This is a genomic window from Halorussus marinus, assembly GCF_004521895.1.
Lineage (GTDB): Archaea > Halobacteriota > Halobacteria > Halobacteriales > Haladaptataceae > Halorussus > Halorussus marinus.
Genome location: NZ_SBIR01000006.1, coordinates 203275 through 225835 on the forward strand (window position 1 = coordinate 203275; position 22561 = coordinate 225835).

20 protein-coding genes are annotated in these 22561 nt (G+C 70.3%); 16 read left to right on the forward strand and 4 right to left on the reverse strand.

Going from position 1 to position 22561, the window contains the following annotated elements; genetic code table 11:
• Position 1 precedes the first annotated feature (1 nt).
• From argH to EPL04_RS09915, 11 genes are all read left to right on the forward strand, one after another.
• Positions 2 to 1510, forward strand: coding sequence for an argininosuccinate lyase (gene argH / locus EPL04_RS09865; protein WP_134671171.1), 1509 nt, complete (start codon positions 2 to 4; stop codon positions 1508 to 1510).
• 171 nt (positions 1511 to 1681) lie between these two features.
• On the forward strand, positions 1682 to 1846 hold the full coding sequence (gene lysW / locus EPL04_RS09870) for a lysine biosynthesis protein LysW (protein ID WP_134671172.1): 165 nt from the start codon (positions 1682 to 1684) through the stop codon (positions 1844 to 1846).
• 1 nt (position 1847) lies between these two features.
• Entirely contained in the window at positions 1848 to 2774 is a 927-nt protein-coding gene (gene lysX, locus EPL04_RS09875; RefSeq protein WP_134671173.1) for a lysine biosynthesis protein LysX, read from the forward strand.
• A complete protein-coding gene (argC, locus tag EPL04_RS09880) occupies positions 2774 to 3889 on the forward strand; it encodes an N-acetyl-gamma-glutamyl-phosphate reductase (protein WP_134671174.1) in 1116 nt (371 codons plus the stop codon). Before lysX ends, argC begins: the two co-directional genes overlap by 1 nt.
• Positions 3886 to 4899 carry an acetylglutamate/acetylaminoadipate kinase gene (locus EPL04_RS09885; protein WP_134671175.1) on the forward strand — a complete coding sequence of 338 codons (1014 nt, stop codon included), beginning with the start codon at positions 3886 to 3888 and terminating at the stop codon, positions 4897 to 4899. The genes argC and EPL04_RS09885 overlap by 4 nt, the downstream gene beginning before the upstream one ends.
• The gene (locus tag EPL04_RS09890; RefSeq protein ID WP_134671176.1) at positions 4896 to 6032 is read left to right on the forward strand and encodes an aspartate aminotransferase family protein; all 1137 of its coding nucleotides are present in this window, start codon (positions 4896 to 4898) and stop codon (positions 6030 to 6032) included. The genes EPL04_RS09885 and EPL04_RS09890 overlap by 4 nt, the downstream gene beginning before the upstream one ends.
• Entirely contained in the window at positions 6029 to 7087 is a 1059-nt protein-coding gene (locus EPL04_RS09895; protein ID WP_134671177.1) for a [LysW]-lysine hydrolase, read from the forward strand. The genes EPL04_RS09890 and EPL04_RS09895 overlap by 4 nt, the downstream gene beginning before the upstream one ends.
• Complete coding sequence (argF, locus tag EPL04_RS09900; protein WP_134671178.1) at positions 7084 to 8052, forward strand: ornithine carbamoyltransferase; 969 nt, start codon at positions 7084 to 7086, stop codon at positions 8050 to 8052. Before EPL04_RS09895 ends, argF begins: the two co-directional genes overlap by 4 nt.
• Positions 8053 to 8154: 102 nt before the next feature.
• Positions 8155 to 8712 (forward strand): hypothetical protein, encoded by a 558-nt coding sequence (locus tag EPL04_RS09905; protein WP_134671179.1) that lies wholly within the window; start codon positions 8155 to 8157, stop codon positions 8710 to 8712.
• Positions 8713 to 8826: 114 nt separating this feature from the next.
• Positions 8827 to 10095, forward strand: a complete 1269-nt coding sequence (thrC, locus tag EPL04_RS09910; RefSeq protein WP_134671180.1) for a threonine synthase — start codon at positions 8827 to 8829, stop codon at positions 10093 to 10095.
• A gap of 214 nt (positions 10096 to 10309) precedes the next feature.
• Entirely contained in the window at positions 10310 to 11980 is a 1671-nt protein-coding gene (locus EPL04_RS09915) for a sensor histidine kinase (protein WP_134671181.1), read from the forward strand.
• Positions 11981 to 12065: 85 nt separating this feature from the next.
• Here the strand turns inward: EPL04_RS09915 and serA are convergent, their stop codons facing one another.
• Positions 12066 to 13652, reverse strand: coding sequence for a phosphoglycerate dehydrogenase (serA, locus tag EPL04_RS09920; protein WP_134671182.1), 1587 nt, complete (start codon positions 13650 to 13652; stop codon positions 12066 to 12068).
• A gap of 133 nt (positions 13653 to 13785) precedes the next feature.
• Here serA and EPL04_RS09925 point away from each other — a divergent pair, with 133 nt between their 5' ends.
• The 5 genes from EPL04_RS09925 to EPL04_RS09945 all read left to right on the forward strand — a co-directional run bounded on the left by EPL04_RS09925 (position 13786) and on the right by EPL04_RS09945 (position 18093).
• Complete coding sequence (locus EPL04_RS09925) at positions 13786 to 14925, forward strand: inorganic phosphate transporter (protein ID WP_134671183.1); 1140 nt, start codon at positions 13786 to 13788, stop codon at positions 14923 to 14925.
• A gap of 85 nt (positions 14926 to 15010) precedes the next feature.
• A complete protein-coding gene (locus EPL04_RS09930; protein WP_134671184.1) occupies positions 15011 to 16210 on the forward strand; it encodes an inorganic phosphate transporter in 1200 nt (399 codons plus the stop codon).
• 50 nt (positions 16211 to 16260) lie between these two features.
• A complete protein-coding gene (gene fer / locus EPL04_RS09935; RefSeq protein ID WP_134671185.1) occupies positions 16261 to 16650 on the forward strand; it encodes a ferredoxin Fer in 390 nt (129 codons plus the stop codon).
• A 94-nt stretch (positions 16651 to 16744) separates the two neighbouring features.
• Positions 16745 to 16993 carry a hypothetical protein gene (locus EPL04_RS09940; RefSeq protein WP_134671186.1) on the forward strand — a complete coding sequence of 83 codons (249 nt, stop codon included), beginning with the start codon at positions 16745 to 16747 and terminating at the stop codon, positions 16991 to 16993.
• A gap of 107 nt (positions 16994 to 17100) precedes the next feature.
• A complete protein-coding gene (locus EPL04_RS09945; RefSeq protein ID WP_134671187.1) occupies positions 17101 to 18093 on the forward strand; it encodes an A24 family peptidase in 993 nt (330 codons plus the stop codon).
• Between the two features lie 13 nt (positions 18094 to 18106).
• Here the strand turns inward: EPL04_RS09945 and EPL04_RS09950 are convergent, their stop codons facing one another.
• From EPL04_RS09950 to EPL04_RS09960, 3 genes are all read right to left on the reverse strand, one after another.
• A complete protein-coding gene (locus EPL04_RS09950; protein WP_134671188.1) occupies positions 18107 to 20812 on the reverse strand; it encodes a TRAP transporter permease in 2706 nt (901 codons plus the stop codon).
• Complete coding sequence (locus EPL04_RS09955; protein ID WP_368276177.1) at positions 20809 to 21201, reverse strand: DUF1850 domain-containing protein; 393 nt, start codon at positions 21199 to 21201, stop codon at positions 20809 to 20811. The genes EPL04_RS09950 and EPL04_RS09955 overlap by 4 nt, the downstream gene beginning before the upstream one ends.
• Positions 21202 to 21358: 157 nt before the next feature.
• Complete coding sequence (locus EPL04_RS09960) at positions 21359 to 22411, reverse strand: TAXI family TRAP transporter solute-binding subunit (RefSeq protein ID WP_134671189.1); 1053 nt, start codon at positions 22409 to 22411, stop codon at positions 21359 to 21361.
• Between the last annotated feature and the right edge of the window lie 150 nt (positions 22412 to 22561).

Genomic DNA, 22561 nt, shown 5'->3' on the forward strand with positions numbered 1-22561 from the left:
CATGACGGAGGAGAGCGAGCCCGGAGCGGGCGACGACCCGGAGCGCGCCGGCGCGGACGACGTGGTGCGCCGCGAGCGCTTCAGCGGCGGCCCCGCCCGCGGGTTCCTCTCCTCGATGGACGACGACGAACGCATCTTCGCGGCCGACCTCGCGGTCGACCGCGCCCACGTCGTGATGCTCGCCGAACAGGGTATCGTCGACGAGGAGGCGGCCGGGACGATCCTCGCCGCGGTCGACGACGTGGCGGCGGCCGGCTTCGACGCCTTGCCCGACGGCGAAGACGTTCACGCCGCGATCGAGACCGCGGTCATCGACCGGGTCGGCGACGTCGGCGGGAAGATGCACACCGCCCGGTCGCGCAACGACGAGGTCGCGACCTGCATCCGGTACCGCCTGCGCGAGGACGTCCTCGACGCGATCGAGACGACGCTCGCGCTCCGGGAGGCGCTCGCCGACGCCGCGGGCCGTCACGCCGAGACCGTGATGCCCGGCTACACCCACCTCCAGCCCGCCCAGCCAACCACCGTGGGCCACTTCCTGCTGTCGTACGAGGGGGCGGTCGCCCGCGACACCGAGCGGCTGTTCGACGCCTACGACCGCGTGAACCGCTCGCCGCTGGGTTCGGCGGCGTTCGCGGGCACGCCCTTCGACGTCGACCGGGAGCGGACCGCCGACCTGCTCGGCTTCGAGGGGACGGTCGCGAACTCGATGGACGCGGTCTCGACCCGCGACTTCCTCGTGGAGGTCGTCGCCGCGCTCGCGAACCTCGCCGCCACGGTGTCGGGGCTCGCCGAGGACCTCGCGGTGTTCTCGAACAAGGGGCTCGTCGAACTGTCGGACGACTACTCGTCGACCTCCTCGATCATGCCCCAGAAGAAAAACCCCGACACGCTCGAACTCGTGCGGGCGACCGCCGGCGACGCCGCGGCCGGGCTGAACGGCCTGCTGACGACGCTGAAGGGACTTCCCCGGGCGTACAACCGCGACCTCCAGAAGGCGACCCCCCACGCGTGGGACGCCGTCGACGCGGTGACCGAGGCGGTCGAGGTCGCGGCCGGCGCCGCGGCGACCGCGACGTGGGACGAGGCGGCGCTCGCGGACGCGGCCGGCGAGGGCTTCTCGACCGCGACCGGGGTCGCCGACCTGCTGGCGATGCAGGGCGTCCCGTTCCGGAAGGCCCACGAGATGGTCGCGAACGCCGCCCAGCGCGCGGGAGACGCCTCCGAGAACGGGGCGGACTACGCCGCGCTCGACGCCGCCGCCGAGTCGGTGCTCGGCGAGTCGCTCGATGCCTACGTCGACCGCGAGTCGGTCGAGGCCGCGCTCGACCCCGAGGCCAGCGCGGCGGCCCGCGACTCGGCCGGCGGTCCCGCGCCCGAGGCGGTCGCGACCGTGCGCTCGGACGCCGAGGCGAGCGTCGAGGCGGACGCCGACGCGCTCGCGGCCGAACGCGACGCGCTGGCGAGCGCCGACGAGCGCCTCCGGACGGAGGTGAGTCGATATGACTGATCCGCCGCCGGTCCCGTCCGGGACCCCATTTATATATCGACGGAGCCGACGATCGGGCTTCGACTGACCGGGATTCGAGCGTTTCACGCCGTTAGCGTCGCATTTACTCTATGTAATACAAATTACAAATTCGACGGGTTTAAGTATACGTACGGGGTACGAAGGGGTACGATGACAGAGTGCGTCGAGTGCGGGGCGGACGTCGCCCTACACGATTCGGCAGAAGTGGGAGAGATAGTCGACTGCACGACCTGTGGCGCCGAACTCGAAATCGTCGAGCGAGCCCCGCCAGTCCTCGATCGAGCCCCGGAGCTCGAAGAGGACTGGGGGGAGTAAATTGCGCGTCGGACTGCTTTACTCCCGGATCCGTAAAGACGAGAAGCTCCTCCTCGGCGAGTTGCGCGAGCGCGGCCACGAGGTGACGAAGATCGACGTGCGCGACCACCAGTTCGGGCTCGAGGAAGGCCCCGACGAGCTCACCGAGTGTGACGTCGTCGTCGACAGGTGTCTGGCTACCAGCCGGAGCCTCTACGCCACGAAGTTCTGCGAGGCGTACGGCGTGCCCGTGGTCAACGACCCGGCGACCGCCGAGACGTGCGCCGACAAGGTGAAAAACAGCCTCGCGCTGTCGAGCGCGGGCGTCCCCACGCCGAACACCGACGTCGCGTTCACCAAGGAGTCGGCGATCGAGAGCATCGAGGCGTTTGGCTACCCCTGCGTGCTCAAGCCCGTGGTCGGGTCGTGGGGGCGCCTGATGGCGAAGGTCGACTCCCGGAGCGCCGCCGAGGCGATCCTCGAACACAAGGCGACGTTGGGCCACTACGAGCACAAGGTGTTCTACGTCCAGGAGTTCGTCGAAAAGCCCGGTCGGGACATCCGCGTGCTCGCGACCGACGGCGAGCCCGTCGCCGCGATGGTCCGGTCGTCGGACCACTGGCTCACCAACGCCGCGAAGGGCGCCGAGACCGAGGCGTTCGAGCTCGACGCCGAGGCCGAGGAGCTGGTCGCGGCGGCCAGCGACGCGGTCGGGGGCGGCCTGCTCGGGGTCGATTTGATGGAGGTCGGCGATAGCGAGGCGGCGAGCGCCCCGGAGGAGCCGAGCGGCGACGCCGCGGAGCCGAGAGACGCCAGCTACACCGTCCACGAGGTCAACCACACCGTCGAGTTCAAGGCGCTGAACGACGCCGTCGACGTCGACGTGCCCGGCGCGGTCGTCGACTGGCTCGAAGCGAAGGCGGGCGCGAAACAGGAGGTGGTGGCCTGATGGGCGTCGCGAGCGAGGACGGAGCGCCCACCGCCGAAACCGGGACCGAGGCCGAAACCGAGACCGACACCGAAGCCGAGACCCTGACCGCGACCGTAGTCGGGGGCTCGGGGTTCGCCGGCGGCGAGCTGTTGCGGTTGCTCGCCGGCCATCCCGGCTTCGACCTCGCGTGTGCGACCAGCCGCGAGTACGCCGGCAAGTCGGTCGGGTCGGTCCACCCGAACCTTCGGGGGACCGACCTTCGGTTCTCCGAGCCGGCCGACCTCGAGTCGGTCGACGTGCTGTTCGCGGCGACGCCCCACGGCGTCTCGATGGCCCAGATCGACGCGTTCTACGAGGCCGCCGACACAGTGGTCGACCTCAGCGCGGACTTCCGGCTCGACACGGTCGAGCAGTACGAGACGTGGTACGACGGCCACGACGCGCCCGAGTACCTCGAGGAGGCGGTGTACGCTCTGCCCGAACTCCACCGCGAGGAGCTACCCGGCGCCGACCTGATCGCCGCGGGCGGGTGCAACGCGACCGCGACGATCCTCGGGCTCTACCCCCTGTTCGACGGCGGGGTGCTGGACGGCGGGGAACGGATCGTCGCCGACGTGAAAGTCGGCTCCTCTGAGGGCGGCGCGAGCCCGAGCAAGGCCGCCAGCCACCCCGAGCGCTCGGGCGTGGTCCGGCCCTACGCGCCGACCGGCCACCGCCACGAGGCCGAGATCGAGCAGGAACTGGGCGCGTCGGTTTCGTTCACGGCCCACGCCGTCGACATGGTCCGGGGCGCGGCCGCGACCTGCCACGTCTTCCCGGACGGCCCGGTCTCGAAGAGCGACCTCTGGTCGGCCTTCCGGGGAGCGTACGACGACGAGCCGTTCGTCCGGCTCCAGTCGGGCGGGTCGGGGGTGTATCGCTACCCCGAGCCCAAGGCGGTCGCGGGCACGAACGTGGCCGAAGTCGGGTTCGAACTCGACCCCGGAAACGAGCGGCTCGTGGTGTTCAGCGCGATCGACAATCTGGTGAAAGGCACGGCCGGGCAGGCGGTCCACGCCGCCAACGTCGCGCTCGGCTTCGAGGAGACGGCAGGACTCGACTTTCAGGGACTCCACCCGGTGGGAAGCCCATGACCGAAAAGACGTACACGAAAGCGGAGCTCGAAGCGGCTCACGAGGACCTCGTCGACAACGATCTGGGCGAGGACGGACTGCGAACCGACGGCGGTCAGAGAAGCGGCGCTTCTCGAACGTCGAAAGACGAGTCGCCGCCCGTCGTCGTGAAGCTCGGCGGCGCCCGGGCGGTCGACCCCGCGGGCGCGCTCGCCGACGTCGCCCACCTCGTCGCCAACGGCGAGGACGTGGTGGTCGTCCACGGCGGCTCGACCGCGGTCGACGACACTTTGGAGCGGCTGGGCGAGGAGCCCGAGTACGTCGAGACGCCCGGGGGTGTCGCGGGGCGGTTCACCGACGAGGCGACGATGGAGGTGTTCGAGATGGTCCTCCCCGGGAAGCTCAACACCGACCTCGTCACGGCGCTCCAGAACGAGGGCGTCAACGCCGTGGGGCTGTCGGGCGTCGACGGCCAGCTCCTGACCGGCTCGCGCAAGTCGGCTGTCAAAGTGCTCGAAGACGGCCGCAAGAAGATACGCCGGGGCGACCACTCCGGAACGATCGAGTCGGTCAACGACGACCTGCTGTCGACGTTACTTTCGGGCGGCTACGTCCCGGTCGTGACGGTGCCCGCGCTCGGCGAGGAGACGGCCGGCGCGTCCTCGACGGGTCGCGGTGAAGGCGGTGGAGCCGCCGGAACGTTCACCGCCGTCAACGCCGACGCCGACCGCGCGGCCGCCGCGACCGCGGCCGCGTTGGGCGCCGAATTGGTCGTGCTGACCGACGTGGCGGGCGTCTACGAGGACCCCGACGACCCCGAGACGCTGATCGACGCGGTGGGGTCGCCCGCGGACCTCGAAGCCGTCGAGGACGCCGCCGAGGGGTTCATGACCAAGAAGGTGATGGCGGCGGTCGAGGCTCTGGAGGGCGGCGCGGCGTCGGTGACGGTCGCCGACGCGAACAACCGCGACCCGATCACGGCCGCCAGGACCGGCCACGGGACGGCGTTCGAACCGGGGGCGGTCAGATGAGCGGCTTCGTCTACTCCGAGAAGCCGATCGCCATCGAGCGCGGCGAGGGGCCGTACCTCTACGACGGGACGGGCGCGGAGTACCTCGATTTCGGCGCCAGCTACGGCGTCGCCGCGGTGGGCCACGCTCACCCCGCGGTCGTCTCGGCCGTCAGCGAGCAGGTCGAGAAGCTGACCTTCGTGCAGGCGAGCTACCCCAACTCGGCCCGCGACGCCCTCTACGAGAAGCTCGCGGCCCTCGGGCCGGGCGACCTCGACAACGTCTGGCTCTGTAACTCCGGGACCGAGGCCAACGAGGCCGCCCTCAAGTTCGCCCGGAGCGCGACCGGCCGCTCGAAGGTCGTCGCGGCCCAGCGGGGGTTCCACGGCCGGACGATGGGGTCGCTCGCCGCGACGTGGAAGCCCAAGTACAAGAAGCCGTTCGAGCCCCTCGCCGGCGACTTCGAGTTCGTCCCGTACGGCGACGAGGCCGCGCTCGAAGACGCCGTCGACGAGGAGACCGCCGCGGTGTTGCTCGAACCGATACAGGGCGAGGGCGGGGTCAACCCCGCGCCCGAGGGCTACCTGCGGGCGGCCCGCGAGCGGACCGCCGAGGCCGGCGCGGCGCTGGTCTTCGACGAGATCCAGACCGGGCTCGGCCGGACCGGCGCGCTCTGGGCCTGCGAGAACCGCGGCGTGGTGCCCGACGTGCTCACCTCCGCGAAGGGGCTGGGCGGCGGCCTCCCGATCGGCGCGACCCTCTGTGCCGACTGGATCGCCGACGACGCCGGGCCCCACGGCTCGACGTTCTCGGGCGGGCCGGTCGTCAGCGCCGCCGCCGAGGCCACCCTGTCGGCGATCGTCGACGCCGACCTCCCCGGCAACGCCGAGGCGGTCGGGACGCATCTCCAGTCGAAACTCGGGGGATCGGAGCTACCGATCCGCGCGGTCCGCGGCGAGGGGCTGATGATCGGCGTCGAGGTCGGTCGAGGCGCGAACGCCGTCCTGAAGCGGCTGGCGATGAACCACGGCGTGCTCGCGTTACCGGCGGGCCGGACCGTGGTGCGACTGCTTCCGCCGCTGGTCGTCGACGAGAGCCACGCCGACGCGGTGGCCGAGGCGCTCGGAGACGCGCTCGCGGAGGTGTCGGCGTGAGCGCCGGCGCGGTCGCGAGCGACGGGACCGCCCGCGATCTGCTCGCGGACCTCGTGGCGATCCCCTCGCCGTCGGGCGAGGAGGGCGAGGCCGCCCGGCGGCTCGCGGCGTTCTTCGAGGAGCGCGACCGGGAGGTGTGGATCGACGAGGTCGGCAACGTTCGGGCGCCCGCCGACGACGCGGCGTTGCTGACCTCCCACGTCGACACGGTGCCCGGCGAGATCCCGGTGCGGATCGAGGAGACCGACGACGGGCGCGAGGAGCTGTGGGGCCGCGGGAGCGTCGACGCCACGGGGCCGCTCGCCGCGATGGCGGTCGCCGCCGTCCGGACGGGCGTCAGCTTCGCCGGCGTCGTCGGCGAGGAGACCGACTCCCGGGGCGCGCGCTTCCTCGTCGGGGACCGCGAGGCGCCCGACGCCCTGATCAACGGCGAGCCCTCCGGCTGGGACGGCGTGACCCTCGGCTACCGGGGCTTTCAGGTCGGGACGTACGCCGCGAGCACCGACTCGGCCCACACCTCCCGGCCCGAGCCCAACGCGATCCAGCGGGCGACCGCGTGGTGGTCGCGGGTCGACGCCGCGTTCGAGAGCGACGAGGAGACGCCGGTCTTCGAGCGAGTGACGGCCAAGCCCGTCGAGATCGCGGGCGGCGTCGCCGAGGACGGCCTCTCGGTCGAGGCGACGATCGACGCCCAGTTCCGGATTCCGCCCGGCGAGACCGCCGCGTCGATCCGCGAGACGGTCGAGGGCGAACTCGGCTCGGGCGGCGAGATCGAGTGGCGCGAGCCGACCCCGCCGGTGATGGAGAGCCCCCGGACCGCGGTGGCCCGAGCGTTCCGCGCCGCGATCCGACGACGCGGGGGCGACCCCCGATCGCTCCGCAAGACCGGGACCAGCGACATGAACATCTACGCCGGGGCGTGGGACCGCCCGATGGCGACCTACGGCCCCGGCGACTCCGCGCTTGATCACGCGCCGAACGAACGCCTCGACCTCGGGGACCTCGACCGCGCGGTCGCGGTCCTCGAAGACGTCTGTGAGACCCTGCAACAATGAGCCACGACGCGACACGCGCGACGACCGCCGACGAACCGACCGACGACCAGCCGACCCCAAAGCACGTCCTCGACGTGGACGACCTCTCGGACGAGGACCTCGCGGCGGTGCTCTCGACCGCCGCGGAGTTCAAGCGGGCCCACTACGCGGGCGAGTCCCACGCGGTACTGCCCGACCGGACGCTCGCGATGCTGTTCGAGAAGCCCTCGACCCGGACGCGGGTCTCCTTCGAGACGGGGATGACCCAACTGGGCGGCCACGCCGTCTTCCTCGGCCCCGAGAACACCCACCTCGACCGCGGCGAGCCGGTCTCGGACACCGCACGGGTGCTCTCGCGGTACGTCGACGCCGTGATGGCGCGGGTGTTCGACCACGACGCGCTGGAGTCGATGGCGGCCCACGCCTCGGTCCCGGTGATAAACGGGCTGTCGGACGACGCCCACCCGTGCCAGACGCTGGCGGACCTGTTCACGATCTACGAGCGGTTCGGCGGCTTCGAGGACGTGACCGCGGCGTGGGTCGGCGACGGCAACAACGTCGCCCAGTCGTTCGCGGTCGGCTGTGCGATGGCCGGGATCGACCTCTCGATCGCGACGCCCGGGGGGTACGAACCCGACGATGCGGTGCTCGCGCGCGCCGCGGCCCGCGGGACCGCGCCCGAGGTGGGCAACGACCCCGCGGCGGCGGTCGAGGACGCCGACGTGGTGTACACCGACGTGTGGGTGAGCATGGGCGAGGAGGACGAGCGCGCCGCGAAGCTCGACGACTTCGAGGGGTTCCAGGTGAACGACGACCTGCTGGCCGGGCCCGACGATCCGATCGCGATGCACTGTCTGCCGGCCCACCGCGGCGAGGAGATCACCGGCGCGGTGCTCGAGAGCGACCGGGCGGTCGTCTGGGATCAGGCCGAGAACCGGATGCACACCCAGAAGGCGCTTTTGGCCCACCTGCTCGGCGCGCGGTAGCCGGGTCGAGGCCGGACCCGGATCCGGCCGACGGCGGGTGCCCAAGACGCTAAGGGCGTCGCACCCGAACGACGCGTGAGGGATTGGCTCTCACACTCACTCATGCCCGAGGAACGCTTCGAGACGGAAACGATACTTCGCGGGACGACAGTCGACGTCGAGCGACCGGTCGAGGTCGACGGCGACGGCGCGCCGATGGAGACCGAGACGGTCGAGCTACCGGCCAACGAACGAGTCGAGGCGGTGACGTGCGAACGCTACCCGGAGTACTGTCCGCGACGCGGCGGACTGGTGTCGGTCGAGGAAGCGGTCGTGGTCGGCGTCGACATGGTCGACCGGCCGACCGGCAGGGACGCGGCGGTATCGCTGGCGTACTGCCCGGAGTGTGCGACCAGCGAGTTCGCCTACGTCCGGGATCGCGACGGCGGCGCGGACGCCGACGGCCGGACGCTCCACGAGCGCTACGGCTACCTCTTTGGCACCGAGGCGACCCGGGAACGGCCCCTAAAGCGACTCGACGGCCCCGGCATCGCGAGCTCGCTGGTGGTTGTCGCGCTCGGAATGGGGCTGGCCGTCCTGGGGGCACAGGGGCTAATGCTGTGGGCGGCGCTCGTCGCGGCGACGGTCGCGGCCGCGGCGCGGCTCTCTGACGCGGTCTGAGTGTCGACCGAACGCGTTCGTCCGGCGGTCGGCGGGGCGCCGACCGAGCCGACGGATCGGCAAATCTGCCGCCGACCGGCCCCTTTTTGCCGCTCGGCCACTTTCGACCCGCCAATGACCGACCTGACGCTGGCCGACGCCGGAGTCGACGCCCCGCCGGCCGACGCCGACGACGGCGTCTGGCTGACCTGCATCGAGTGTGGCTGGACCGGCGCCCCGTTCGAGGAGGTCCGCTACCGGTGTCCCGACTGCGACGGCCTGCTCGAAGTCCGGTACGCCGACCACCCGACGTTCGCGGACTTCGAGGGCCGGGGCGTCTGGCGGTACGCCGACGCGCTCCCGTTCGCGACCGGCGTGAGCATCGAGGAGGGCGATACGCCCCTCTACTCGGTCCCGACGATCGAATCCGAGGTCGGGGTCGAGGACCTCCGGATCAAACACGAGGGGATGAACCCGACCGGGAGCTTCAAGGACCGCGGGATGACCGTCGGCGTGCGGGTCGCCGAGAGGCTGGGGGTCGGCCGGCTCGCCTGCGCCTCGACGGGCAACACCAGCGCGGCGCTCGCGTGCTACGGCGCGCGGGCCGACACGCCGGTCCTCGTCCTCCTGCCGGCCGGGAAGGTCGCGGCCGGGAAGGTCGCGCAGGCCAGCCTCCACGGCGCGCGGATCCTCGAAGTCGACGGCAACTTCGACGCCTGTCTCGACATCGTCGCGGACCTCGCGAAACGCGGGGAGGCGTACCTGCTCAACTCGCTCAACCCCTTCCGGCTGGAGGGCCAGAAGACGATCGGCCTCGAAATCGTCGAGCAGTTCCGCGACCAGACCGGCGACCTCCCCGACCGCATCGTCCTACCGGTCGGGAACGCGGGCAACACCGCGGCGCTGTTCAAGGCGTTTCGCGAACTCGTCGCGGCCGGCGCGCTCGACGTCGAGCAGGTGCCCAAACTGACCGGCGTCCAGGCCGAGGGCGCGGCCCCGATGGTCGAGGCCGTCGCCGAGGGCCGCGAGGAGGTCCGGCGGTGGGAAGACGTCGAGACCCGCGCGACCGCCATCCGGATCGGCAATCCCGTCAACGCGCCGAAGGCGCTACCGGGCATCCGGGAGACCGGCGGCACCGCGGTCGCGGTCTCCGACGAGGCGATCACCGACGCCCAGCGCGCGCTCGCCGAGGACGGCGTGGGCGTCGAGCCCGCGAGCGCCGCGTCGGTGGCCGGGCTCCGCAAACTCCGCGAGTCGGGCGAGATCGACGCCGACGAGCAGGTCGTCTGTCTCACGACCGGCCACCTGCTGAAAGACCCCGACGCCGCGGCGACGGCGGGCGCAAAGCCGGAGGCGGTGCCGGCCGACACCGAAGGCGTGTTAGACCACCTCGCGGAGAACTGACCCGGACTCTCACCGACCTCGACGGCCCGACCGCCGTCTTGCTCGTCGAACGGTCGGCGGACTCGGCCTTGGGGGCGTTCGCCGGTCGACTGAGATCGGTGAGTTAATACCTGCCGCGTCCGAGCGCGCGACTGGGAGTTTGATCCGTGATAATTACGCCAGATACTTTATAGGGGTGGGGTATGAAATCCTGATAATTACGGTAATTTAACTCATGCAGTTCACCGTCCCCGTCGCCGCGTCGATACTCGCCACGGTCGTCTCGCTCGGAGTGGCGGTGTTCGCGTGGCGGCGACGTCGAATGCCGGGCGCGGTTCCGCTGGCGGCGTTCACCGTCGCGACTGCGGTCTGGACCGGCGGGAACGCCCTCCAGATCGCCAGCACGTCGCTCGGTGCGAAGCTGTTCTGGGTGGACGTCCAGTACGTCGGCACCGTGGTCGTCCCGCTTGCGTGGTTCGCGTTCGCCTGCGAGTACGCCGGCCGCGAGGAGTGGGTGACCCGGCGGTCGCTGGCGGTGCTGGCTGTGATTCCGGCGATCACGATCCTCCTCGCGTGGACCAACGGGTACCACCATCTCGTCCGGACGTCGGCCGAACTCGCCACCGTCGGCGACACCGTGACGATCCAGCGCGAGTTCGGGCCGTGGTTCTGGTTCGCCAACTTCTACTCGAACCTCGTGAACGCGGCCGGGACCGTGTTGTTACTCCACGGTCTCGTCCGGTCGCGGCGGCTCTACCGGATCCAGACGCTCGCGGTGCTGGCCGGGACGACGGTGCCGTGGGTCGGGGGGACGCTGTTCTACAACGGGCTGATACCCGTCGAACCCGAGGTGTTTTTCGGCGTGAGCGCGCTCACGTTCGCCCTCGCGATATCGAAGTACGGCCTCCTCGACATCGCGCCCGTCGGTCGCCACACCGTCGTCGAGGAGATGGACGACCCGGTGGTCGTCCTCGACGACGACCGGATCGCGGACGCGAACCCGGCGGCCGCCGACCTGTTCGGCTGGCGGGACGCCGACGCCGCGATCGGACTGTCGACCGACGAGGCGTTCGTAGGATGTCCCGAGTTCGAGCGCCAGTACGACACCGACGACGCCATCGACGAACTCTCGGTCGAAGACGCGAACGGCCGAGAGCGCGAGTTCGACGTCCAGTTCACGCCGCTCTCGGAGCGTGCGGTCGACGCCGAGATACTGCTCCTGAAGGACGTGACCTCGGTCAAGCGCCACGAAGCCGCGCTCGAACGCCAGAACCGACGGCTCGAACGCGTCGGCCACACGATCGCCCACGACCTCCGGAACCCGCTCAACGTCGCGCAGGGTCACCTCGAACTCGGGCGCGAGACGGACGTCGACGTCGACGACCACCTCGCGAAGGTCGACGACGCCCACGACCGCATGGACGACATCATCGAGGAGGTGCTCGCGATGGCACGCGACGACGAAACCGCCCGTCGAGACCCCCACTCGGTCGGGGACCTCGCCGAGCGGGCGTGGGCGAACGTCGAGACCGCCGACGCCGCCCTCGCCGTAGACGAGGGCGTCGGGGTGGTCGAAGCGAACGACAGCCAACTGGCGAGCGTGTTCGAGAACCTGTTCCGAAACGCGGTCGAGCACGGCGGCCCCGACGCGACCGTCCGGGTCGGTGCGCTCGACGACGGCGGGTTCTACGTCGCCGACGACGGGCCGGGCGTGCCCGAGAGCGACCGCGAGGAGGTGTTCGAGCAGGGGTTCACGACCAGATCCGACGGGAACGGGGTGGGGCTGGCGGTCGTCGCCGACGTCGCCGACCGCCACGACTGGCGCGTCGCGGTGACCGAGAGCGAGGCCGGCGGCGCGCGCTTCGAGTTCCGAGGGACGGACGGCGTCTGCACCGTCGCACAGTAGCCGGTAGCCGAGTCGGGCGACAGCGACGCGAAAACGAGTGCGGGACCACCAGACAGTGCGAGCGAAGGGATCGGTGGCGGCGCGACTACTCCGAGCCGTTGAGTTCGATGTAGCGGGCTTCGATGATGCGACCGTCGGCTTCGAGGACCTCTTTGGCCTCGGCCGGGACCGGCTCGTCGAGCGTGTACACCGTCAGCGCCTCGCCGCCGTGGGCCTCGCGGGCGTTGAACATGCCCGCGATGTTGACGTCGTGGTCGCCGAGCACCGTCCCGATGAACCCGATGACGCCCGGCACGTCCTCGTTGCGCGCGACGAGCATGTGGCCGTGGGGGATGGCGTCGACCCGGTAGTCGTCGACGCGAACGATTCGGGGGTCCTCGTCGGCGAACAGGGTCCCCTCGACGCTGACCGACTCGTCGTCGCCCGCGACTGTCACCCGGACGAGGCTCTGGAAGTCGTCGGTCTGGCGGGTCTTGGACTCGGTGACCTCGACCCCGCGGTCCTCTGCGATCTGGGGCGCGTTGACCGCGTTGACCTGCCACTCGAGAGGCTGGAACACGCCCTTCTGGGCGCTCGCGGTCACGAGTTCGACGTCCTCCTCGGCGATGTCGCCCTCGTAGTGGACTTCGATCGACTCGATGCGCTGATCGAGCAGTTGGGTCGCGATCTTGCCCGCGGTCTCGGCCAGCCCGATGTACGGTTCGACCCGTGGGAACGCGCTCTCGTCGATCGAGGGGGCGTTCAGGGCGTTGACGACCGGCTGTTCGGCGAAGGCGGCGACGACCTGATCGGCGGTGCTGGTCGCGACGTTCTCCTGGGCGGCCTCGGTGCTCGCGCCGAGGTGGGGCGTGACGACCACGTCCTCGACGTCGAGCAGGGGGTTGTCGGCCGAGACGGGCTCGTCGGCGAACACGTCGACCGCCGCGCCGGCCAACACGCCGTCGTCGACGGCCGCCGCGAGCGCGTCCTCGTCGACGACGCCGCCGCGGGCGCAGTTGACGAGGTAGCCCCCCTCCATCTGGGCGAGCTCCGCGTCGGAGATGAGCCCCTCGGTCTCGGGGGTGAGCGGGGTGTGGACCGTCAGGAAGTCCGCCCGGTCGAGACAGTCGTCGAGGTCGACCAGCTCGGCGCCCAACTGGGCGGCGCGGTTCTCGCTGATGTAGGGATCGTAGGCGACCAGCTCCATCCCGAGCGAGTCGAGCTTCTTCGCGACCTCCTGACCGACCCGACCCAGCCCGACCACGCCAAGCGTCTTGGCGTTGACCTCGGTGCCCAGATAGTCGCCTTTCGCCCACTCGCCGTCCTTCAGGCGGGCGTGGGCCTGCGGGATCGACCGCGCCGAGGCGAACGCCATCGCGACGGTGTGTTCGGCCGCCGCCCGGACGTTGCCCTCGGGAGCGTTGGCGACGATGACGCCGTGATCGGTCGCGGCGTCGATGTCGATGTTGTCGACGCCGATGCCGGCCCGCCCGACGATCACGAGCTCCGGGGCGGCCTCGAACACTTCCTCGGTGACCTCGGTGCCCGACCGGACGATCAGCCCGTTCGCGTCCGAGACCGCCGAGAGGAGGGCGTCGCCCTCCACGTCGTAGGCCGTTTCGACGTCGTGGCCCGCCTCTCTGAGGCGGTCTAACCCTGCGTCCGCGATGGGGTCCGTGACGAGGACTTGCATGCGTATTGGAACTGGTGCCGGCGGGATAACCCTTTCTTCCGCTGTACCATTTGCCGACCCGCGTCCGGACGGCCCCGACGTCGTCGGCGGCCACGTCGAAGATTTAAGCGCTACTCGCTCGAATCACCGACGCATGCTGCTGTTACTCGTTGGTCTCGGCGTCGCCGCCTTCGTCGGCTTCAACGTCGGCGGGTCGAACACGGGCGTCGCGTTCGGTCCGGCGGTCGGGAGCGACGCGGTCTCGAAGTCCGGGGCGGCCGGACTGATGAGCGTCTGCTTCCTGCTTGGCGGCTGGACGCTCGGTCGCCGCGTGGTCGACACCCTCGGGCGGGGACTGGTCGCCGACGATCCGTTCACGATGCGGGTGAGCATCGCGGTCTTGCTGTTCATCGGGCTCGCGCTGTTCGCCGGCAACGTCTTCGGGGTTCCGGCCTCGACGTCGATGACCGCCGTCGGCGCCATCGTCGGCCTCGGGCTGGCGATCGGCCGGCTGAAGGTCGACGCAGTGATCGAGATCGTCGGGTGGTGGCTGGTCGCGCCGATCGTCGGCTTCTGGGCGAGCGCGGTCGTCGGCCGCTACTGGTACGACGACCTCGCCGCGCGGATCGCGGTCGACCGGACCGACGGGCCGCTGGTGGCTCTCGATCGGTCGGGGGCGATCCCCCGCCCGGCGCTCGGCCCGAACACGACCCGCCGGGAGTTCGCTGGAACCGCCGTGGTCGTCGTGATCGGCTGTTACATGGCGTTCTCGGCGGGCGCGTCCAACGTCGCCAACGCCGTCGCACCCCTCGTCGGAAGCGGCGCGATCACGATGACCCAAGGCGTCCTGCTGGCGGCGGGCGCGACCGGCGTGGGGGCGTTCACTATCGCGCGTCGCACCCTCGACACCGTCGGCAACGACCTCACCGACCTCCCGCTGGTCGCGGCGGTCGTGGTCGCGGTCGTGAGCTCCTCGATCGTGACGGCGCTGTCGGCGCTCAGCGTCCCCGCGAGCTTCGTCGTGATCGCCACGATGAGCGTCGTGGGGCTCGGATGGGGCCGAGCGACCGTCGCCGAGGCGGTCCCCGACGAGCCGAGCGTGCCCACCGCCGGGGTCGGCCCCGGTAGCGGGACCACCGAACCGTCCGACGTCGTCGAGGACGGGGGCGCGCCGTCGCCCGCCGAGCTCTATCAGCCCGCGACGACCGCCCGGGTGATCGCACTCCAGAACCTCGTGCCGGCGGTGGCGAGCGTCGTCGCGTACCTCGTGTTCCGGTACGTTCCGATCTGGTGAGCCGCGTCGGCGCGAAATCGGCGGGCCGGCCACATCGATTTCGGGAACCGACACGCCTTAATCACTCTCCGAGTTTCGTGTACCCATGGTGAGCCTGCTGTTAGTCGTCGGCGTTGCGGTCGCGGTGTTCGTCGGATTCAACATCGGCGGATCCTCGACGGGCGTCGCGTTCGGTCCCGCGGTCGGCAGCGACGTGCTCTCGAAGCTCGGGGCGGCCGGGCTGATGGCGGGGTTCGCGCTGCTGGGCGGCTGGACGGTCGGTCGGAACGTCATCGCGACGATGGGCGGACAGATCGTGCCCGCGGAGCTTTTCACGCTCGGCGCGAGCGTCGGCGTCCTCTTTTTCGTCGGCCTCGCGCTCCTCGTCTCGAACCTCTTCGGGGTGCCCGCCTCCACGTCGATGACCGCCGTCGGCGCCATCGCCGGCCTCGGGGTCGCCGCGGGCAACATCGACTGGAGCGTGATGGGCCGCATCGTCTCGTGGTGGCTGGTCGCGCCCATCCTCGCGTTCTGGGTGTGTGCGGTCGTCGGCCGATACGTCTACCCCTACCTCGACGTCTGGTTCCGGATCGACCAGACCGAGGGGCCGCTGATCGAGTACCGCCGGGTCGGCTCGATCCCCTACCCGGTCGCGGGCGCCGACACCAATCGGCGCGAACTCGTGAGCAGCGTCCTCGTCGTCGTGATCGGCTGTTACATGGCGTTCTCGGCGGGCGCGTCCAACGTCGCCAACGCCGTCGCGCCCCTCGTCGGGAGCGGAGCGCTCGCCACCGATCAGGGCATCCTGCTCGCCGGGGGAGCCATCGCGCTCGGCGCCTTCACGATCGCGCGTCGCACCCTCGACACCGTCGGCAACGGCCTCACCGACCTCCCGCTGTTGGCGGCGCTCATCGTCGAGGTGGTGTCGGCGTCGCTCATCACCTTCCTGTCGTACCTCGGCATCCCGGCGAGTCTCGCGGTGAGCGCCACGATGTGCATCATCGGGCTCGGGTGGGGCCGGGCGACCCGGACGGTCCGGCTCTCGGACGCGGCGGCGTCGGCGGTCAGCGGCGACGCCCGCGACCCGTCGGGCGGCGAGGAGTCGACGATGTCGGTCAACGCGCTCGCGGCCGACCCCGAAGACAAGGTCAAGAAGATCGGCGAGGAAGAGCCCGCCGACCTGCAGGCGAGCGACCTGTTCGACCCGGAAGCGACCGGCCGCGTCGTGATGCTCTGGATTCTGACGCCGTCGATCTCGGCGGTCGCGTCGTTCCTGCTTTTCCGGTTCGTCCCGATTTACGGGTAGCTCGGCGGAAACAATAACTACTAACCATCTGCCGGTCGAAACTCAGGGTGATGCCAACCGTAGAATACCTCAACTACGAAGTGCTGGACGACCAGGGCTGGGACATGGACGACGACAACCTCTTCGAAGAGGCCGCCGACGCGGACCTCGACGACGAGGACTACGGCTCCCTGGAGGTCGCCGAAGGCGAGTACATCCTCGAAGCCGCCGAGGCGCAGGGCTACGACTGGCCCTTCTCGTGTCGCGCCGGCGCCTGTGCGAACTGCGCGTCCATCGTCAAGGAGGGCGAAATCGACATGGACATGCAACAGATCCTCAGCGACGAGGAGGTCGAGGAGAAGAACGTTCGCCTGACCTGCATCGGCAGTCCGGCGGCCGACGAGGTCAAGATCGTCTACAACGCAAAGCACCTCGACTACCTCCAGAACCGCGTCATATAAGCGGCTCTCCCGATCGCGTTTTTTCGGCGCCGCGACCGCGTAGCACCCGCTTTGAGCGGGAGATTTAGGTGAGTCGGCCGCGTGTCCGGAACGGATGACCGACGAGAACGCGACCCGAACGATGCGCGATACGTTCGTCGTCTGGAACGTCGACGCCGTCGAACGGGAGGTCGTCCTCCGGAGTTCGGACGACCAGCATGTCGCGGTCCCGCTCCCGGCTGGCGAGCGCGACCGGTTCGAGGCGCTCGCCGACGGGTCGGGCACCGTCGACGCGACGCTCGCGGCGACCGACGACGGGCCGACGTCGTGGCGGATCGACGCGATCCACGCCGTCGACCGCTGAGCGCGCACGCCCCGAGCGCCCTCGCCCGAACGGACAGCGGGCCGGGCGCCGCCCCGTCTCTTACATTTATATACGATGGTGGAACAAGTCCCGGTCGAGAGACTACCGTGCCCCCACTCGACGCCTCGATACCCGATCTCCTCCGACTGGTCGTCGTCCCCGTGTTCGGCTGGGCGGCGTGGCGGGACGTACGGACCCGCCGGATCCCGAACCGGACGTGGTACCCGCTGGCCGCGCTCGCGGTCGCCCTGCTGGCGTGGGACGCGTGGCGGGCCGCGAGCGGCGCGGTCGGCGCCCCGGAGTTCTTCTGGATCCGGGCGGGCGTGAGTCTGGGCGTCGTCGCGCCGCTGGTGCTTGCGTTCTGGTGGTTCCGTGCGTTCGGCGGCGCGGACGCGAAGGCGTTTCTCGTGGTCGCCGCGCTGTTCCCGACGTTCCCGAGCTACCTCCTCGCCGGATGGGAGCTCCCGCTCCAACAGACCCGTCTCGGCGTGTTCTCGCTCACGATCCTGACGAACACCGTCCTCGTCGGTGCGCTCTACCCGGTCGGTATCTTCCTCCGGAACGCCACCGCCGGCCGGTTCTCGTCGGTGATGGTCGTCGGCAAGCCGGTGTCGTGGGACGCGATCCCGACCGAGCACGGTCGACTGCTCGAGACGCCGGCGGGCACGACCCGCAACGGCGTCGATCTGGACGCGATCCGGATGTACCTCCGGTGGCGGGGACTGACGCTCGCGGAGCTCCGGGACGACCCCGACCGCCTGCGCGACCCCGCGAGCCTGCCGGCCGAGCCGAACCCGCCCGGCGACGGTGCGGTCGAGACTGCGCGAACTGACGGCGGTGCGGTCGCCGAGGCGGTCCCGGACGACGCGCCGGCCGACGACCCGTGGGGCGCGGCCGCCTTCCTCGCGGCCATCGACCACGGCGCGTACGGGACTACACCCGACCGACTCCGCGACGGACTGGACGTGCTGGTCGCCAAAGAGGAGGTGTGGGTCTCGCCCGGCATCCCGTTCGTCGTCCCGCTGTTCGTCGGGACCGTGGTGGCGCTGACCTACGGCGATCTGCTGTTCGGCGCGCTCGCGGCGCTCGGGATCGCGTAGCTCGGGACGGTCTTCAGGCCGCTTCGGTGGCGCCCGGCTCGGCGGCGGGTTCGGTCTCGGCCTGTCGGCGGTTGCGAACCGCGAGCGCGGCGAACAGCGCGCCCCCGACCGCCCGGAGTGCGAGATCGAACAGCACGGGGTCGACGTTCGCCGACACCCCCACCACAGAGAGCACCGTCGTCGCCACGTTGAACAGCAACAGCGGCGCCATCAGGAGAAGGGCCGCGAGCGCGAACCCGGCGCGGGCGAGCCGGCTCACGTCGGTGTAGAGATACGCGATGATGGTCGCGCCGAGCGCCACGACCCCGACGAACACGCCGACGACCGGGATCAGCACCTCCGGAAGGAAGTAGCCCAGCTCGGTAACGTCGGCGATCCCGATGACGTCGACCTCCTCGCCGGTGCCGGTCCCGCGGAGCAGGAGAATGCCCGGAGTCAGCACGAACGCGAACGGGACGATCGCCTTGTTGAGCGACAGCGAGAACGCCTTTACCCCCGTCTCGAACTGGTCGGACTGGGCGATTCCCGAGGCGGCGTACGCCGCGACCGCGACCGGCGGGGTGATGTCGGCGATGACGCCGAAGTAGAGGATGAACAGGTGGGCCGCCAAAATCGGGATGCCGAGTTCGCTGATCGCCGGTCCGAGCATCGAGACGAGGATGATGTAGGTCACCGTCGTCGGCATCCCCATCCCGAGGATGATCGAGGAGATGGCCGTGAGGACGAGCAGCGCGACGATCGAGCCGCCGGCCACGGTGCGGATGAGCGCGGTCAGGTTCGGACCGAGCCCGCTCACGCTGATGACGCCCGGGATCACGCCCGCGGCGGCGACCGCGATGACGACCGCAGTCGCGGTGCGGGCTCCCGTGTCCATCGACTTCAGGACGAATCCGACGTACTGAAACGGGCGATTGGACGCGAGTCGCGGCCGGCGGACCGCGTCCGCGGCCGACGAGACCGCGCTGTCGACCTGCGGGTCGAAGTCCAGAAGCGGCGCGTCGCCCCGCGGCCGGGCGAGCATCGTCGCGAGGCTGACCGCGAGCGTGAGCCACCCGAGCTTGCCGGCCGCCGCGAGCACCGCCGCGATCGGCGCCAACCCCGTCCCCGGAGCCGAGCCGGTGAGCGCGTCGACCAGCCCAGCGCCGGTCGCCACGAACGCGGCGGTCTCCAGCAGGAACAGTCCCGTGATGGTGCCGAGTAGCGGTCCGCGAGTCTCCTCGCTGTAGGCGGCGACCAGCGCGATGAGCGCGCCGACCGCGACCAGCGTGAACCACGCCGACCGGGCGACCGACAGCCGCTCGACGATGAGATAGTAGAGCAAGAGCCCGAGCGGGACGAGGTAGAACCACCCTCGGGCGAGGTGGGGCCGCCACGAGACGACGTCTTCGATCGCGAGCCCGCCGATGTCCCGCTTCGAGGCCTCGAGGTGGACCATCACCCACACGCCGAAAAAGAACACGATCGCGGGGATCGCGGCGGCCAAGATGACGTCGCGGAACGGCGTTAGCGTGTACTCCACGATGAGAAACGCCGCGGCGCCCATCACCGGCGGGAGGATCTGGCCGCCCGACGACGCCGAGGCCTCGACCGCGCCCGAGAACTCCGGGCTGTATCCGGACCGCTTCATCAGCGGAATCGTGAACGCCCCGGTGGTGACGGTGTTGGCGATCGACGAGCCGCTGATGGTGCCCATGAAGCCGCTGGCGATGATGCTCGCCTTCGCGGGGCCGCCCTTGCGCTGGCCGGTCGCCGAGTACGCGAGGTCGATGAACCACTTGCCCGCGCCGCTCATCTCCAAGAACGCGCCAAAGAGGATGAAGATGTAGATGAACCGGACGCTGACCGTGACCGGAACGCCGAAGATGCCGTTCTCGGTGTTGTACCAGAGGTTCTGGACGATCGAGTCCCAGCCGAGCCGCGGGATCGAGAGGACCCCGACGTAGGCGGCGTCGATCGGGATCAGGTACCCCCAGCGGGCGTAGACGATGAACGACGCCACGATGGCCATCAGATAGACGCCCAGCGCGCGCCGGGTCGCCTCCAACACGAGCAGGACGCCGATGGCGCCGAGCAGGAAAGCATAAGACACCTCGTCGAGCGGGACCCCGACCGCCGAGACCGCGTCGACCACCGGCGCGAGAAACGGGTAGTACTCCCCGACGGTCCGCCCGAAGCCGAGCCCGAGCGCGCGCATCCGGCGGATCTCGCCGAAGTCAGTCAGCATGTAGGTGACCGCCAGAACTGCGATTCCGACCAGTAGCCAGTCGAACGGCGTCACCCGGCGCCGATCGGGGTCCATGAACAGCCACCGGACCGCGCCGCGAGCGCGCTCGCCGGCCCGAGTCACCGCGCTGTCGTCGCCGTATCGGTCCCGGAGCGCGGGAACCACTCGCCCGAGTCGCCGGGAGACGAACCCGTCGCCCATCGAGGGCGGAAAGAGGAGAAAGGTGAGCACGAGCGCGAACGAGACGTGGACCGCGTTTATCTGGAGCAACTGGAGCGAGCCGAGTTCGACCCGACCGACGAGCGGCAGGGTCGCGGCGAAGATGAACCCCCGGGCGGCCAGCCACATCTGGAACGCCGAAAACGAGATCGCGACGACCGAGACCGCGACCGCCAGCGCCCCGCGGAGCGACCGACGCCGTTCGAGTTGCTCGATGAGTTCCTGCTGGTCGGCGTCAGGAACGGCCGCGCTGTCGGTGCGTTCGGTGTCGCTCATGTGTCGGTCGGAGTCCCGGAGGCGTTCGTCACGAGCAGTTTCACCGACCGGCCCGACGAGAGCCCGACGAGGTCGTAGGTCCGGTCGGCGACGAGCAGTTCGTGACCCGCGATTTCGCCGGGCTGAACGTAGATGTGATCGTAGCTCCCCGACGGGTCGAAGACGAAGGTCCCGTCGTCGGTGACGTTCACGTCGGCCCGCGCCGGGAGCCCCGCGCCGTACGACCGGAACTCCATGCGGACCATCTCGAGTTCGGTGCCGTTGACCGCGTACACGTCGAGCACCGGCGTCTTCTCGACGCTGTGAGTGTAGTTGAGCGCCACCGTCGTCCCCTCGGTCACCGGCGTCGTCAGCAGTCGCTCGCCGGTCTCGGCGTCGGCGACGACCAGCGAGCGGTCGGGGGTCGCGTTCGGGTCGACCGTCGTCGAGGGTCGGTCGGTCGCCGCGTCGACCGGGGCTCGCGGACCCGCGCCCCCGACCGCGCCGACCCCCGCAACCGCGACGACGAGCAGGCAGACCCAGACCGAGAGGGGGAGTCGAGTCACGTTAGCTTTCGGTCGTGGTCCCCATCTCGGTCCCGTTCGTCGCCGTCTCGGTTCCCATCTCGGTCCCGTTCGTCGCCGTCTCGCCAGCCGCGGTCGTCGCGGGACCGAGGACCGCTCGGGCGCCCTCGTGGAGCGGGATCGACATCCCGTCGAGCGCCGAGTCCGTGCCGATGAAGTCGGTCTTGATCGTCAGGTCGTCGGTGTTTTCGAAGATCGTCTGCGTGATCGTCTCGACCGTGCCGGCGTCGAGTTCTTCGCGCGTGGCGATCATCGCCTGAACCGAGACGGTCGAGACGGCCTCGTCGACGCCGCTGTACGTTCCGGCCGGGATCTCGTCCTCCGCGAACCACGAGGAGGCGTCGAGAATCTGCTCGCGGGCGTCCCCCGAGATCGAGACGATCGAGATCTCGGAGGTCGTCGCGAGCTCCTCGATCGCGCCGAGGGGCCAGCCCCCGACGACGAACGCCGCGTCGATGTCGCCGTCCCGGAGCTGGTCGGCCGCCTGCGAGAAGCTGGCGTTCTGCTCGGTGAAGTCGTCGGTCGTGATGCCGGCGCTCTCGAGGATCTGGAGCGCGTTGACCTGCGTCCCGCTCCCGAGGTCGCCGGTGTTGATGGTCGCGCCCTCGAGGTCTTCGAGCGTCTCGATGCCGGTCTCGGGCCGGGTCACGACGTGGATCGTCTCCGGATAGAGCGTGGCGACCCCACGGAGGTTCTCGACGGGATTCCCGTCGAACGCGTCGATCCCGGTCCCGTTGTACGCGAAGTAGGCGACGTCGTTCTGGATGAGCGCGAAGTCGGCGTCGCCGTTCGAGAGGCTCCCGACGTTCTCGACGCTGGCGCCCGTCGACTGGACCTGAAGTGTGAACTCCGTGTTGTCCTCGACGACCGTCTTGAGCTCGTTCGACAGCGGGAAGTACGTGCCGCCGGTCCCGCCGGCGTGCCACGAGAGCCGCTGGTCCTGCGCGAGTCCGGTGCCGGTGAACCCGAGTAGCCCGGCGAGTCCGGCCGCGCCCGTCGCTTTCAGTGCGTCGCGTCTGTTGATTTCCCCCACCATGACAGAGCGTAGGTATTCGCCAACGCGCATATAGCTTGCTGACCCTCCGGCGCCGAAATCGGAGGTTTCGATCGAGCGGACGCGGAGTCACCGCGCCCGTCGGCGGTACCCCGACGTTCCCGATTTCGAACTCGGAGCAAGCCGGCGTTT

What these genes read in the sequence shown, in the direction of transcription:
- EPL04_RS09950 (WP_134671188.1), bottom strand. Translation starts at nt 20,812, where the DNA reads ATGAGCGACACCGAACGCACCGACAGCGCGGCCGTTCCTGACGCCGAC.
- EPL04_RS09940 (WP_134671186.1), top strand. Translation starts at nt 16,745, where the DNA reads ATGACCGACGAGAACGCGACCCGAACGATGCGCGATACGTTCGTCGTC.
- EPL04_RS09960 (WP_134671189.1), bottom strand. Translation starts at nt 22,411, where the DNA reads ATGGTGGGGGAAATCAACAGACGCGACGCACTGAAAGCGACGGGCGCG.
- EPL04_RS09915 (WP_134671181.1), top strand. Translation starts at nt 10,310, where the DNA reads ATGCAGTTCACCGTCCCCGTCGCCGCGTCGATACTCGCCACGGTCGTC.
- lysW (WP_134671172.1), top strand. Translation starts at nt 1,682, where the DNA reads ATGACAGAGTGCGTCGAGTGCGGGGCGGACGTCGCCCTACACGATTCG.
- thrC (WP_134671180.1), top strand. Translation starts at nt 8,827, where the DNA reads ATGACCGACCTGACGCTGGCCGACGCCGGAGTCGACGCCCCGCCGGCC.
- EPL04_RS09925 (WP_134671183.1), top strand. Translation starts at nt 13,786, where the DNA reads ATGCTGCTGTTACTCGTTGGTCTCGGCGTCGCCGCCTTCGTCGGCTTC.
- EPL04_RS09885 (WP_134671175.1), top strand. Translation starts at nt 3,886, where the DNA reads ATGACCGAAAAGACGTACACGAAAGCGGAGCTCGAAGCGGCTCACGAG.
- argC (WP_134671174.1), top strand. Translation starts at nt 2,774, where the DNA reads ATGGGCGTCGCGAGCGAGGACGGAGCGCCCACCGCCGAAACCGGGACC.
- argF (WP_134671178.1), top strand. Translation starts at nt 7,084, where the DNA reads ATGAGCCACGACGCGACACGCGCGACGACCGCCGACGAACCGACCGAC.
- fer (WP_134671185.1), top strand. Translation starts at nt 16,261, where the DNA reads ATGCCAACCGTAGAATACCTCAACTACGAAGTGCTGGACGACCAGGGC.
- EPL04_RS09930 (WP_134671184.1), top strand. Translation starts at nt 15,011, where the DNA reads ATGGTGAGCCTGCTGTTAGTCGTCGGCGTTGCGGTCGCGGTGTTCGTC.
- argH (WP_134671171.1), top strand. Translation starts at nt 2, where the DNA reads ATGACGGAGGAGAGCGAGCCCGGAGCGGGCGACGACCCGGAGCGCGCC.
- EPL04_RS09905 (WP_134671179.1), top strand. Translation starts at nt 8,155, where the DNA reads ATGCCCGAGGAACGCTTCGAGACGGAAACGATACTTCGCGGGACGACA.
- serA (WP_134671182.1), bottom strand. Translation starts at nt 13,652, where the DNA reads ATGCAAGTCCTCGTCACGGACCCCATCGCGGACGCAGGGTTAGACCGC.
- EPL04_RS09890 (WP_134671176.1), top strand. Translation starts at nt 4,896, where the DNA reads ATGAGCGGCTTCGTCTACTCCGAGAAGCCGATCGCCATCGAGCGCGGC.